Raw genomic sequence first — 13,324 nt, 5'->3', positions numbered from 1 at the left:
CGAGACAGAGTTCGGCTTCAACTACGTCCTGCGCCGCGATCTGCCCTGACGGAAACGGCCACCGAAGTCGGACGGCAGGTGCGCGCTCATGCCGCCATCCGCGCTCTGCAGCGTCACGGCTGGTGACCGGTTAGGCATCCGCTCGTGCCGAGATGAGTGCGTTTGATCAAGGCAAATCCGAGGGCATATTGGCGACGGTTCGAGGTGAGGCGCGCGAGGGATTCTGTCGGCGAGATTCGGAGCCACACATTCGTCTAGATCTGGATCCGCCGCGTCCCCGCTCGGCCCGTTTGGCGTGCAGGACCCGGGGTAGAAGGCTGATCACTGAACCGGATGTCACAGAGCTGGACGACCCGATCGAGCGGGCAGATGACGAGTTCGATCGGCTCAAGGCGGAGGCGGAGCAACGCGCCGACCGCACCGCCCAGGTCGAACGGGAGCTCGAAGGCGACGAAGAGATCCCCGGGAGACCCTAACCAGGTCCGGCCTCGTCACAGGTCTTTGGCCATGTTGCGGCCGGTCTCGGTGAAGCCCAGCTGCTCGTAGAGGGCTCGGGCGCCGGTGTTGTGGGCGAAGACGTGCAGACCGATTCTGGTCAGCGCGTTGTCGTGGCACCAGCGCTCGGCGGCCAGCATGATCGCGCGGCCGTAGCCCTGGCGGCGTACGTCGGGTTCGACGGCGATGTTGTAGACGAACGCGGTGTCGTGGGTGACTTTGACCCAGAGGAAACCGACCCGGCGGTCGCCGTCGTAGGCGTACCAGAAATGGTGGTCAGGGGTGGCGGACTCGTCGGGAAGCAGCTGCGCGTAGGTGTCGGCGGCGTTGCGGGCCGCATCCTGCGCCGACTGGCCCGACGCGGCGACGCTCTGCGCGTAGTGCGCCTCGGCCTCGGCCCGCCACGGCTTGTACTGATCCTCGGTCATCGGCTCCAGCCGTATGTCCGCCATGATCGACAACCTACCGAGTCAATAGCAGCCGCGCGCACTCGGGCCGCCGGTCCACGGCGACCCTAGCGTTACGCGCATGCGAACACGTGCCCGTCGTGCCGTCGACCGATTCAACGCCTGCGTCCTCGGCTTGCGGTCGTCGCCCCGGTTCGCCGCAGGCGGTCGGCCGCAGCCTCATCGTCGTCAGCTGCACCGGGCGGCGCTCCGGCACGACGTTCAGCGTCCCGGTCGGCTAGCGCCGGGCGGGCACCATTCGTCGGCGAGCATGGCGAAATCGAGTCTTGTCCTCCACTCACCCTTGAAAACCTCGTTGTGCACGAGTCGGGACTCTTGGCGCATCCCCAGGCGCCGCGCTATCCCTGCCGAGGCCTCGTTGCGCTCGTCGATCCGTGCCACGATTCGATGCAACCCCAGCACCTCGAAGCCGAGGCTCAGCACCGCACGCGCGGCCTCGGTGGCGTACCCGTGCCCCTGGAAGCCGGGATGCAGCACATACCCGATCTCGCCACCGCGGTGTTCGCGGCTGTGCCAGAAAAGGACCACATCGCCGATGAGTTCGCCCGTCGGGGCGAGTTCGACACCCAGTCTGAGTTCCTGGCCCTCGTCGGTGAGCCAGGTGCCAGCCCACCGCGACGCCAGGTGTTGCTCGATGTCGGTGCGGGTCATCGGCTCGAAGGGCAGGTAACGGCAGACCTGCGCGTCGGCCCGGTAGGTGAGCAGGGCGTCGATGTCCCGGCCGGTCAGCGGGCGCAGGGACAGTCGCCGTGTACGCACGGGGTAGGCGGGATGTGACGGTGCCGGGCGCAGTTGATCAACCATAACATCATCATCGCAAGCCGGGGGCGTGCACGGGTCGTGGCCCCGCCACGGACCGGCCCGCTCACCCTGCCGGGCGGTCACCGGGTTCCGGCGCCTGCCGCTGCCCCCGCGGCCGGTCGCCCGGGAGAAGCGGACCGTCAGAGGCGCAAGGCAGCCGGCTACGCCGAGTTCGCCGGGAAGGACGGTCTTCCAGGTGCCGCCGTAGCTGGCGGATGGACGATGAGGAACTCGCTGTACTCGGCTGCCCGGTGCCTTAGTGGCCGGCGCGTTGGGGTTGGAGATCGCCAAGGCCGGCCCGGATCCGGGTCAACGTGGCGGCATACGAGGCACTCCAGTCCGGTAACTCGCCGCAGAGCAAGGTGACGCTCTACCCGCAGGACACCAACCTGCCCGGCACCGCGCTCGGTTCGTTCGCTCTGCGCGGCAGCGCGACGATCCTGTTCGAGACGCGTGGACAGACCCAGTCCTGGGGCCAGAAGCAGCACGGCATGCTGGCCAAGCAGGTCGAGGATGGTCTGGTCGGCATCATCGGCTCGATCACCGACGGGACGCTGGCTGACATCGACCCCGCGCGGTACGAGCTCATCCCCGAGCGGATGAACGTCCCGCGCAGCTGACGCACGGGTACCGACGTCGCCCCGGCCGGCACGGCCGGGGCGACGTCCGTGCCGGACCTGGCATGCTCGATCCCGGGTGTCGAGTTCGACGGCGGGGAGGCGTGATGCGGATCGGTGAGCTGTCGGCGCGGACCGGGGTGAGTGCCCGATCGATCCGGTACTACGAGCAGCAGGGCCTGCTCGCGACCGTGCGTACCGCCAGCGGGCAGCGGTTGTTCGCGGAGTCGGCGGTCGAGCGGGTACGCCTCATCCAGCGGCTGTTCGCGGCCGGACTGAGCAGCCGGCGGATGTCCGAGCTGTTGCCCTGCGTGACCAACCCGGACATTCGCACCCAGTGGCTCACCGACCGGCTGCGCGAGGAGCGGGCCCGGATGATGGCCGAGATGGCGCAGCTCGCCCACGCCGTCTCGGTGCTCGACGAGATCATCACCGACATGACCGTCGAGGAGCGCGTCCCGACGTCCGCGGCCTGAACGGGCTTGCCCCTGACACCGGTGTCAACTCCTACGGTCGACGCATGACCGGAACCATCGACACCGGCTCGCCGGTGGCACCGCTGCTCGAACCCGTCACCGTCGCCGGGATGCCGTTGCGATCCCGCTTCGTGATGGCCCCGATGACCCGCAACCGCGCCCCCGGTGGCGTGCCGACCCCGCAGATGGCCGAGTACTACCGGCGCCGCGCCGAGCAGGGCATCGGCTTGATCGTCACCGAGGGCGTCCTGGTGGACCACCACAGCGCCGGCCACGAGGACACCGTGCCGCGGATGGCGCCCGGGCCGGCCGAGGCGGGCTGGCGGCGAGTGGTCGAGGCGGTCCACGCCGCCGGTGGCCGGATCGCCGCCCAGCTGTGGCACCTGGGCAGTCTGCGTGAGCCGGTCGACGGCCGTCCGGCGTGGACCCCGTCGGGTGTGCCGGAGCCGGGGCGGCCGGCCGGTCGGGCGATGACGCTCGCCGACGCCGACGAGCTGCTGACGTCGTACGCGGCCGCGGCACGGGTGGCGGGCCGGGTCGGAATCGACGCCGTGGAGATCCACGCCGCGCACGGGTACCTGCTGGACGAGTTCCTCTGGCCGTACACGAACCGCCGGACCGACGCGTTCGGCGGCTCCCCGGCGCGGCGGGCCGCGTACCCGGCCGCGGTGGTCCGTGCGGTCCGCGCGAACCTGCCGGCGGACCGCACGGTGATCGTCCGGTTCTCGCAGTTCAAGGAGCGCGCGTTCGACGCCCGCATCGCCGACACCCCGGCCGAGCTGGCCGAGATCCTCACCGCCTTCGCCGACGCCGGCGCGAGCGTCCTGCACGCGTCGCAGCGCCGCTTCTGGCAGCCGGCGTTCGCCGGCTCGACGCTGAACCTGGCCGGCTGGGCGAAGCGCCTCACCGGACTGCCGTCGATCACGGTGGGGTCGGTCGGCCTGACCCGCGACTTCCTGCGTCCCGGCGGGCCGGAGTCGGTGTCCGGCCTGACCCGCCGGCTGGCGGACGGCGAGTTCGATCTGGTCGCGTTGGGCCGCGCCCTGCTCGGTAACCCGGCCTGGGTGACCCACGCGGGGGCGGGCCGGCTGGCCGGGATCGAGGACTACCGCAAGGCACACGAGGACGTGTATCCCTAACCTCGCCGGGCTTGGCGTCACAAATGTTATCGCTCACAGTCGATGGCAGGGCAATCGCGCCACAGGCTCTCCGGGCGAGCCGCGCTGGTCGCATCATCACCACCGCCGCAACCCGGAAGAGGAATCCGCATGAGACCCATGAGAGCCGTGCTGTCCGCCGGCCTGCTGGCCGGCGCGCTCGACGCAGGCATTGCGGTGGCGCTGGCCCCGCCGGCCGACGCCGGCACGACGCTGCGCGCGTCGGCCGCCGAGAAGGGCCGCTACTTCGGCGCCGCGATCGGCAGCGGCAAGCTGTCCGCTCGATGGCGAGCGGCAGCCCGTCGAGGTCGGCGCAGATCCGGGCGACCGTCTCGACAGTTGCGCCGTCGGCACCGAACCTCGGACTCGCGCCGCGGGCTCGAGTCAGGAACAACTCGACAGCGTCGGCCGGTGACAGCGGCGCCACGGCGTACACGATCTCGCCGGGCAGACCGAGGACCGCGCGGCTGGTCGCGAGGACCCGCAGCCCGGGGCTGGCCTGCAGCAGCAGGGCGCTGAGTTCCCCGCACGCGTCCCGCAGGTGCTCGCAGTTGTCCAGGACGAGCAGTGCCGTACGCGACCTGAAATGCTCGGCGATCTGCGCGGCGACCGGGCTGCCACCCCGGTCGCTGACGGTCAATGTCGCGGCGACGTGGCCGGCCAGCAGGGCAGGATCGGCCAGGGGCGCGAGGTCGACGATCGTCACGCCGTCGGGGAAATCCGCGAGCACGCCCTGAGCCGCCTCGAGTGCCAGCCGCGTCTTGCCGGCACCCCCGGCACCGGTCAGCGTCACCAACCGGGCCGTGGCGAGGGCCCTGGTGATCTCGGCCAGCTCGGTCGTACGGCCGACGAAACTCGTCAGCGGAGCCGGCAGGTTGCCGGCCAACCCCCGCGGCACGGCTGGTGCCAACTCGTGCCGCAGTATCGCCGACTCGAGGGCGCGCATCTCCGGGGCGGGCTCCAGGCCGAGTTCGTCGAGCGCCGCGCGCGTCCGGTGGTAGGCGGCGAGGGCGGCCGCCTGCCGCCCGGCCCGGTACAGGGCGATCCGGAGCTGACGCCAGAAGACCTCCCGATACGGATGGTCGCGGATGGCCTCTCCAACTGGCCGAGGAGATCCGTACTCGATCCGAGCGCGAGCTCGGCGTCGATGCGCAGTTCCAGCGCGTGCAGTCGCAGCTCGGTCAGCCGGCTCGCCTCGGCGTCCAGGCTGCCGCCGATGCTGATGCCGCCGAACGGCTGTCCCCGCCACAGGGCGAGCGCCTCGCGCAGCCGGGTTGCGGCCACCCGCGGAGTGCGAGCCGCGAGGGCATCCCGGCCGTCGCGCACGAGCGCCTCGAACCGGGTCGTGTCAACCCGCTCGGGTGCTACCTGGATCGCGTAGCCCGGCGCCCACCAGCAGATGTCGGCGTCGACGCCGAGCGCGGTCCGAAGTCGCGACACGTAGAAGCGCAGCGTCTTGTCCGCACCGTCGGGCGGGTGTCCGGCCCACAAGTCGTCGATCAGCCGACCGGCGTTGACGGTCCGCCCCCGTTCGATCAACAGCAGCGCCAGCAGGGCCCGCTGCCGCGGCCCGCCCAACGACACCGGGGTGCCGTCGCGCCGGACCTCGATCGAGCCGAGGAGACAGAATTCCACCTGACCCACAAGCGTGATGATTGGCGACAGCGGCCGGCCCGGCAATCAGCCATCACGTTGCGGCTCGCCAGGCAAGCACCGGATGTGCTGGTCGCCCCCGGCCGCCGTCTACTCGGGGCCGGGGCGCCGGCGTGGTCGAGTGTCAGGTGCGGGGTGCGGCGACAGCGGCCTGAGCGTCGATGATGCCCCAGCCGTAGGCTGGCGTGTAGACACCGCGCAGACCGACGATCGGCGTACGGGCGGTCGACATCAACGCCGAGTACACGTTGTTCAGGCTGCGGCCCTGCGCGAAGAGCAGAGCCGCCACGCCCGACACGTAAGGCGTGGCCATGGAGGTGCCGGCGTAGGCGTCATAGTCGCCCTGCCCGCAGGTGGCCGAGCCGGTACCGGTCGGGACGCTGGACCACACGTCGTCGTCGCAGTTGACAAGGCCGGCACCACCGGGAGCCGCAACGGACTTCAGGTCGGCTTTCACGCCCAGGTTGGAGTACCACGCCTTGAGTTCGTCCCGGTCGGTGGCGGTGACGCAGAGTGCGCCGGGTTCCCATGCCGGCGTGTCGCACAGGGGTGCGGTTTCGTTGCCTGCGGCGGCGATCACCGCCACGCCCTTCGTCTGCGCGTAGGCGATCGCTTCGGTCGCGGCGGACTCGAGCCCAACCAGGGTGAGGGCCTGGGAACCCGGCAGCGCGCCGAGGCTGAGGTTGACCACCTGGGCACCGTGGTCGGCCGCGTAGCGGATACCGGCGGCGATGTCGGCGAAGCTGCCGCTGCCCGCCTCCAGCACCTTGATCGGCATGATCTTCGCGTCGGGGGCCGCTCCCGCGATGCCGGTGCCGTTGCCGGTGGCCGCAGCCGCGATGCCGGCCACATGGGTTCCGTGCTCGTCTCCCGCGTCCGGCTGGCCGTTGGGCCCTCGCCAGTCGCCGTCACCGCAGGAGGTCGGACCGCAGTCGATGAAGGTGGCGCCGGGGACCAGTTTGGACTGAAGGTCCGCGTGCCTCAGGTCGACGCCGGTGTCGATGACGGCGATCACGACGTTGCTTCCCGTGCTGGTCGTCCAGGCCCGCTCTGCGCGGATCTGCTGCAGGCCCCACTGCTTGTTGTACAGGGGGTCGTTGACGGCCGCCTGGGCGGGCGCCGCGGTGACGGCAACGAGGGTGGTGGCTGCCACGGTGCTGGCAAGTAGCCGGGTCATCGCCATGGAATCCTCCTCAATCCGATGCCCTTTCATATAGAGATCGGAGGCGATACCCGAGACGCAACACGTTTCGTAACCCGACCTACGCGCATGGCGGGTGGATGCCCGTCAACCGCCGGCCGGCGCCGGACGAATGACCGTGAAAACGGCCCCAGCCGGGTCGGCCAGCGCGCACACTCGACCGGTCACCACGTCTCGGGGTGGCACCAGCAGCCGCCCACCCTGCCGTTGGGCGCGCTCGGCGATGTCGTCCGGGTCCGCCACAGCGAGGTAGACCATCCACCCGGCCGGCAGGAGGGTCTGCAGCGGCGCCGGCATCGCGAGACGGCCGGCGAGGGGTCTGGTGCCACCGGCGCTGAGCAAGGCGTACGAGTCGTCGGAGGCGCCAGGTGGTGTGGTGGCTCGCAGATCCAGTGCGTCGGAGTGGAACCGGTCCGCCCTGGCCGGGTCGTTGGTCATGTACTCATACCAGCAGGGCCGGCCGGGACCGGGGACCGTCGCCCGCACGCCGGTGCGCAGCCGGAAGCTTCCGCCGAGCGGATCATGCACCTCGTCGGCGGTCAGGCGGGCTCCGGCCTGGCCGGCGGCGGCCCGTACGGCCGCCGCGCCGGCGGTGCCGAAGACGGTCCACCAGCGGGCCGGTGCGGGCCCGGAGCGCAGTTCGGCGGCGGGAAGGCCGTCCGCGGACGCGGTGAAGCCGTCGGCGGTGTCGGTGTAGGTCCAGCCGAGCAGGTCGTGGTAGAAGCTGCGGGCGGCGTCGAGATCGTTCGTGACGAGTTCGGCGCCAGCGGGAAACGGCGATGTGAGGGGTTGTTCCACCTGGTCCTCCAGACCGGACGGCTGATCACGGCTCAGGATGCCCTACGACGGTTCGACGACATCGATGCCCTGCCAGGCATCGGGACCTCGACGGACCAGTTCGTCCAACGGGATCGGCCGGCCGAGGTGGTAGCCCTGGCCTGCGTCGACGCCCAGCATCCGCAGCGCGGGCACCAGCGCGGCATGCTCGACAGATTCGGCGACCGTGCGCATGCCCAGGCCATGGGCAGCGCGGACGACCGCGTCGATGAGCACAGGATCGGCGCCGTCACGATCGGCCTGGCGCACGAAGTCACCTGCGATCTTGACCGTACTGAATGGCAGGTGCTTGAGATAGGCGAACGAGCCGAAGCCGGCGCCGAAGTCGTCGAGGCTCAGCCGGCAGCCGGCGTCGCGCAGGGTGCCGGCGAGGTGTCGTACCGCAGCCACGTTGGTGATCGCCGCGGTCTCGGTGATCTCCAGGCCCAACCGGCTCGCCTCAATGCCGGCGGTGTTCAGCGTACGCACCACCCAGTCTCCGAAGCCCGGCGACTCCAGCGAGCGGGCGGAGATGTTGATGTCGAAGCGCATCCGTGCCGTCATCGCCATCGGGTGGGTCAGTGCGGCGGTGGCGGTGGCCACCACCCACCGGTCGAGGTCACCGATGAGGTCGTCGCGTTCCACCGTCGGCAGAAAGTCCGCCGGCGACAACGTCGGCTCTCGGCTGTCACGCAGCCGGATGAGCAGCTCGTAACTCACCACTCCTCCGGTGGACAGGTCGATGATCGGTTGCGCGTCCAGACGCATCTGGCCCTCATCGAGGGCTCTGCGGACCCGGGTCACGACGTTGACGCGCTGCACGGCGTGCCGGTAGTGCTCCGGCAGGTAGAGCCGGGCGCGGTTGCGGCCGGCGTTCTTCGCTTCGTACAGAGCGAGGTCGGCGTGGGCGAGCATGGCATCGCGGGTGTCGCCGGCGTCCAGCGAGGCAGCCCCGATGCTCAAGGTCACCCGCAGCCCGGTGCCGGCCACCGGCACGGGGGTACGGACAGCGGCGTTGCACACCGCCTCCGCGACGGCGAGGGCGTCGTCGGCGCACGTCCCAGGCAGCACGACGGCGAACTCGTCGCCCCCCAGCCGACCCAGCACCGCACCGGGTGGCAGCTCGCGCAGGAGCAGCCGGGCCAGCACGCGTAGCACGTCGTCGCCCACCGCGTGGCCGTATACGTCGTTGATGTCCTTGAAGTTGTCTATGTCGATCAGCAGCAGCGCACCGAATTTCTCCGGTCTCTCGCGAAGCAGATCGTCGAGGCGCGCGAGCAGGGCCCGTCGGTTCGGTAGATCGGTCAACGGGTCGCGCTCGGCCAGCCGGACCAGCTTGTCCTGGACGCGCTGCATCGCGGTGATGTCGTGGGCGGTGCCCAGGACGCGCACCGGCCGCCCCGCCGAGTCGGTGAAGACCTCGCCATAGCACTCGAAGACACGCAACGTCGCGCCGTCGGCGAGGTACATCCGATGCGTGTAGGAGAACGGGCCGCCCGTGCGCAGGGCCGTCTCGAGCGTTCGCTCGATCATGGCGACGTCGTCCGGATACAACATCTTCCGGTACGAGTCGTAGTCGAGGCTCGTGCCGGGCTGCAGACCGAACATCTGCAGCAGCACATCGCTCCAGACGACCGCGTCGGTCACCACGTCCCACTCCCAGGTGCCCACCTTGGCGAGCTGCTCAATGTGGGCCAGCCGCCATCGGTAGTTGCGCCCTCGATCGCGTTCCTGGCGTTCCACGCTGATGTCGCGCAGCTCGTACAGCAGCAGCGGCTGCCCCTCGTGCTCCATGCCCTGGCACCGCACCTGCAGCCACCTGGTGGCCCCGTCGGACCCGGGTACCGGCAGCTCCACGGCGGACTCGCCGGGCGCGATCTGGCCCAGCGGCAACTCGCCCAGTCCGATGCCCAACCGGTGGCCGGCCGCGTTGCACCAAAGGCACCGGCCGTTGGGCGCGAGGATCGCCAGGGCGGTGGTGGCGGAGTCCGCTGCGAGTGCCGGCAAGATGCTCACCTGGGGCCACCCACTTCCGTTGCAAGCCAGGGCACAGCACACGGTGATCAATTCACGACCACCCGCAAGAGACGGTGAGTTTACTCCTAACCCGTACGCAAGAGGCTGCCTGGGGACGAGCAGTTCTGCGGCCTGCCAGTTGGCGGAACCCTGGCGCGGCGACCTCGGTGGTGTGGTTTCCGAGCGGCTCCAGGATGGATGGGCGAACCGCCGGGCGTTGGGCTGGCGCGTGGGCGCCCTCCGGGATCGTGATGGATCAAATCGATCAGCATCTTGACCGGTGGGATGGAATGTGACGTAGTGGATCGAACGGTTCGGATCGATGACAGTCGGTCCGCAGCTGTCCGTGACATCGAGGAGGCATGCCCGTGTCTTTGTCCCGCCGCCAGTTCCTTTCCCGCTCCGCCGGAGCCGGTCTCGCTGTGGCCGTGGCCGGTTCGGTCGACGCCCTGTTCACCGCTGCACCCGCGCTGGGCGTATCCGGCCCCGACACCGGGTACGGCCCGCTCGTGCCTGACCCGGCCGGCATGCTCGATTTGCCGGTGGGCTTCCGCTACACGGTGCTGTCGCGGGAAGGCAGTGTCCGGCCGGACGGCGGCATCGTGCCGAGTCGCTTCGATGGTATGGGCTCCTTCGCCGACCGGGCGCGCGGCAGCCGCCTGGTCCGAAACCATGAGTGCTCCCCGACCGCGAAGATCACGGTCGCCGCTCCGCCGGAACGCACGTACGACCCGGCCGCGGGGGGCGGGACCAGCACACTCGCCGTCGACGCGTCCAACCGCGCCGTCACTGAATACGTCAGCCTGGGCGGCACGGCCATCAACTGCTCCGGCGGCCGTACTCCGTGGCATACCTGGTTGACCTGCGAGGAAACGGAGGACAAGGCGGGGGTCCGCGGATACACGAAGGACCACGGGTTCATCTTCGAGGTTGATCCGTACGACGACCGTCGCAACACCAATCCGACACCGCTGACCGCGATGGGTCGGTTCCAGCACGAGGCAGTCGCGGTCGATCCGCGCAGCGGCATCGTCTACGAGACCGAGGACGCCTTCGTGGCCCCGCTGGGCAGCTTCTACCGATTCCTGCCGAACCGGCCGCTTGGCGGCCATGGAAGCCTGCGGGCAGGTGGCGTGCTGCAGGCTCTGCACGTGCCGGACCTTGCGGACCTGTCGGTCGTGATGGAGACGGGCACATCCTTCTCCGGCATCGAGTGGCTCGACGTGCCCGACCCGCTGGCAGGGACGGAGTCGGTCCGTGCCCAGGACTACCGCAAGCCGATCACCGGTGGATACAAGATCGAGGGCGCCTGGTGGGGCGAAAAGGACAAGTGCGCCTATTTCGTCTCGTCGTTCGCCCGACGTGAGCTGGGCTCGGCCCGCGACCACGATGGCCAGGTCTGGCGGTACGACCCCCACGCCAACACGTTGCGCCTGGAAACCATCTTCACCCGTGCGACGCCACCGCCGGAGAACCCGGAGTTCGATGCCCCGGACAACATCTGCATGTCACCGTACGGGGGCCTGATGATGTGCGAGGACGGGATCGGGGACCAGCACATCCTTGGTACGACCGCCGACGGCAAGGTGTTCGTCTTCGCCCGTAACCGGGTCAACGTCGGCACCGCTGAGGACCCGGAGTACGGCGAGCTCGCCGGAGCCACCTTCTCCGCCGATGGCCGAACCATGTTCTTCAACGTCTACAACCCCGGCATCACGTACGCCGTCACCGGTCCCTGGAATCGCCGCCAGGGCTGATGGTGAACGCGGCGGGGCTGCTCTGCCGGCCCCGCCGCACGGCTGCGGGCTGAGCTTCAGCGCGTCTCCTCGATCGCCTGCTTGGCGACGCGGCGTACGTCCTCGAGCAGGACCTCCATGTCGCGGCGGGTGGTGCGGTAGTTGAGCACGCAGCCGCGCAGCGCGAAGCGGCCATTGATGGTTGCGTTCGACAGATACGAGCTGCCGCCCTGCTGCAATGCCACCATGATCCGTTCGTTGAGGCGGTCCAGTGCCTCCTCGTCGGCCTGTGACCGCGAGCCGGCACGGGCACCCGGCGGCAGGTAGCGGAAGCAGAAGATGGAGAGTTCGACCGGAGCGAGCAGTTCGAAGTCGAGGCTGGCGTCGACGAGTTCGGCGAGGTGACGGGCGCAGTCGAGGTTGCCCTCGATGGCGTCGCCGACAGCTCGTGAACCGGCGTGCGCCAGCGCCATCCAGACCTTGAGGGCCCGGAAGCGGCGGGACAGGTCGACACCGTAGTCCCAGAAGGCGAAGGATTCGGCCGGCTCGGTCTGCGTGACCCGGATGAAGTCGGCGTCCACGCTGAAAGCGGGCCGCGCCGCCTCGGGGTCGCGGTAGATGAGGCACCCGCAGTCGGCGGGCAGGTACAGCCACTTGTGCGGGTCGAGGGCGATCGAGTCGGCCTCCGACATGCCGTCGAAGAGCGAACGAGCCGAGGGGGCGAGCCGCGCGAAACCGCCATAACATGCATCGACGTGCATCCACATTCCATGCCGGCGTGCGACAGCCGCGATCTCGGCGAGCGGGTCGACCGCGCCGGTGACGACGCTTCCGGCGTTCGCCACCACGCAGAATGGCTCCGCCCCGGCCGCCCGATCCTCATCGATAGCACGGACGAGAGCGTCGACGTCCATCCGGAAGCTGGCGTCCACCGGGATCTCACGCACGTTCGCTCGCCCGATGCCGAGCAGTGCGGCGGCCTTGTGGATCGAGTGATGAGTCTGGGTGGAGGCGTAGATGCGCAGCGGCGCGGAATGAGCGGCCGCACCATGGGCGGCGACCGCGTCGCCGCAGTGACGGTGTCGTGCGGCGGCGAGTGCGGTGAAGTTGGCCATCGAGCCGCCACTGGTGAACAAGCCCCCGGCGCCTGGGTCGCAGCCGAGAACCCCCTTGATCCAGTTGATGGCCACATGCTCCAGCTCAGTGGGAGCCGGGGCCGACCGCCACGCGGTGAGGTTCGGGTTCAGCGCCGACGCGAGGAAGTCGGCCACCGCGGCGACGGCGGTGCCCGGCGCCGAGACGTACCCGAAGAAGCGGGGGTGCCCGTTGTGCCGGCTGCCGGGCACGACCACCTCACAAAATACTGTGAGCAAATCGGTGAAGTCACGGCCCTCGACGGGCAGCGGCTCCGCGAGCACTTGCTTCAACGCGGCGGCGGAGGTACGCGGGGCGATGGGCAGGTCCCGGATCGAGTCGTGGTGAGCGGCGACCCACTCGACGGCACGCCCGCCCATGTCCCGGATCTGCTCCGCCGACGGGTCCAGGGCTGAGTCGACGCCGCGCCGATCGGGCGAGGTGGATGTCATGGCCCGGAGGATAATCTCCGACGCCTGCCCGTGCTGTCCCCGCCCGCGTCACAGCTCGTTTGGGGTGACGGCAGGGCCGAGCGCGGCTGGGTCGCCGACCGGGTGCGGATCAGCGCCCGCCTACGCCGGGCTCGCCGTGGCGGCGGAGATCGACTTGCTGTCAGGGGTTCCTGCTGGACGCCCTTGCCTGCCAGGTCCGGTCAGGGCCCTAATCCGAAAATGACCGTGCCGAGACGGGCGGCAGCATCCCGGCGTAGCGCAGCGGAGCCGGGATGGGGGTTGTTGGTGTGGTTATGCGGCGGG

Annotated in this window: 10 protein-coding genes and 2 pseudogenes; 4 read left to right on the top strand and 8 right to left on the bottom strand. The window is 70.0% G+C overall.

Translation table 11 applies throughout. The features are described 5' to 3' along the window. Window positions 1-491: 491 nt before the first annotated feature. Both AB0H57_RS31460 and AB0H57_RS31455 read right to left on the bottom strand, forming a co-directional pair. Window positions 492-947, bottom strand: coding sequence for a GNAT family N-acetyltransferase (locus tag AB0H57_RS31460; RefSeq protein WP_357512307.1), 456 nt, complete (start codon window positions 945-947; stop codon window positions 492-494). Window positions 948-1,163: 216 nt separating this feature from the next. Beyond that, window positions 1,164-1,721: a GNAT family protein gene (locus AB0H57_RS31455; RefSeq protein WP_357512306.1), complete on the bottom strand. Its 558-nt coding sequence runs from the start codon at window positions 1,719-1,721 to the stop codon at window positions 1,164-1,166. A 356-nt stretch (window positions 1,722-2,077) separates the two neighbouring features. Between AB0H57_RS31455 and AB0H57_RS31450 the strand changes: the two genes are divergently transcribed. From AB0H57_RS31450 to AB0H57_RS31440, 3 genes are all read left to right on the top strand, one after another. Beyond that, on the top strand, window positions 2,078-2,383 hold the full coding sequence (locus AB0H57_RS31450) for a hypothetical protein (protein WP_357512305.1): 306 nt from the start codon (window positions 2,078-2,080) through the stop codon (window positions 2,381-2,383). 104 nt (window positions 2,384-2,487) lie between these two features. Then, window positions 2,488-2,856: a MerR family transcriptional regulator gene (locus tag AB0H57_RS31445; RefSeq protein WP_357512304.1), complete on the top strand. Its 369-nt coding sequence runs from the start codon at window positions 2,488-2,490 to the stop codon at window positions 2,854-2,856. A gap of 44 nt (window positions 2,857-2,900) precedes the next feature. After that, window positions 2,901-3,995 (top strand): 12-oxophytodienoate reductase, encoded by a 1,095-nt coding sequence (locus tag AB0H57_RS31440; protein WP_357512303.1) that lies wholly within the window; start codon window positions 2,901-2,903, stop codon window positions 3,993-3,995. 547 nt (window positions 3,996-4,542) lie between these two features. Here AB0H57_RS31440 and AB0H57_RS31435 read toward each other — a convergent pair. From AB0H57_RS31435 to AB0H57_RS31415, 5 genes and pseudogenes are all read right to left on the bottom strand, one after another. After that, window positions 4,543-5,262, bottom strand: a pseudogene (locus AB0H57_RS31435) (BTAD domain-containing putative transcriptional regulator); the annotation flags it as partial. Further along, window positions 5,220-5,597 (bottom strand): annotated as a pseudogene (locus AB0H57_RS31430) (BTAD domain-containing putative transcriptional regulator); the annotation flags it as partial. The pseudogenes AB0H57_RS31435 and AB0H57_RS31430, both read right to left, overlap by 43 nt. Before the next feature lie 193 nt (window positions 5,598-5,790). Continuing rightward, window positions 5,791-6,849, bottom strand: coding sequence for a S8 family peptidase (locus AB0H57_RS31425; protein ID WP_357512302.1), 1,059 nt, complete (start codon window positions 6,847-6,849; stop codon window positions 5,791-5,793). Window positions 6,850-6,954: 105 nt separating this feature from the next. Then, window positions 6,955-7,665 (bottom strand): VOC family protein, encoded by a 711-nt coding sequence (locus AB0H57_RS31420; RefSeq protein ID WP_357512301.1) that lies wholly within the window; start codon window positions 7,663-7,665, stop codon window positions 6,955-6,957. A 42-nt stretch (window positions 7,666-7,707) separates the two neighbouring features. Then, the gene (locus tag AB0H57_RS31415; RefSeq protein ID WP_357512300.1) at window positions 7,708-9,333 is read right to left on the bottom strand and encodes an EAL domain-containing protein; all 1,626 of its coding nucleotides are present in this window, start codon (window positions 9,331-9,333) and stop codon (window positions 7,708-7,710) included. Between the two features lie 794 nt (window positions 9,334-10,127). Here AB0H57_RS31415 and AB0H57_RS31410 point away from each other — a divergent pair. Beyond that, window positions 10,128-11,456 carry an alkaline phosphatase PhoX gene (locus AB0H57_RS31410; protein ID WP_357512299.1) on the top strand — a complete coding sequence of 443 codons (1,329 nt, stop codon included), beginning with the start codon at window positions 10,128-10,130 and terminating at the stop codon, window positions 11,454-11,456. Window positions 11,457-11,512: 56 nt separating this feature from the next. Here the strand turns inward: AB0H57_RS31410 and AB0H57_RS31405 are convergent, their stop codons facing one another. Further along, a complete protein-coding gene (locus AB0H57_RS31405) occupies window positions 11,513-12,853 on the bottom strand; it encodes an aminotransferase class I/II-fold pyridoxal phosphate-dependent enzyme (RefSeq protein ID WP_357512298.1) in 1,341 nt (446 codons plus the stop codon). Window positions 12,854-13,324 lie beyond the last annotated feature (471 nt).

Source organism: Micromonospora sp. NPDC050686, from assembly GCF_040654475.1.
In the GTDB taxonomy this organism is placed as follows: Bacteria; Actinomycetota; Actinomycetes; order Mycobacteriales; family Micromonosporaceae; genus Micromonospora.
This window is presented reverse-complemented; position numbering and strand designations above follow the sequence as displayed.

Coding starts and splice junctions, on each gene's coding strand:
- AB0H57_RS31460 (WP_357512307.1), bottom strand. CDS start 947: ATGGCGGACATACGGCTGGAGCCGATGACCGAGGATCAGTACAAGCCG.
- AB0H57_RS31445 (WP_357512304.1), top strand. CDS start 2,488: ATGCGGATCGGTGAGCTGTCGGCGCGGACCGGGGTGAGTGCCCGATCG.
- AB0H57_RS31440 (WP_357512303.1), top strand. CDS start 2,901: ATGACCGGAACCATCGACACCGGCTCGCCGGTGGCACCGCTGCTCGAA.
- AB0H57_RS31425 (WP_357512302.1), bottom strand. CDS start 6,849: ATGGCGATGACCCGGCTACTTGCCAGCACCGTGGCAGCCACCACCCTC.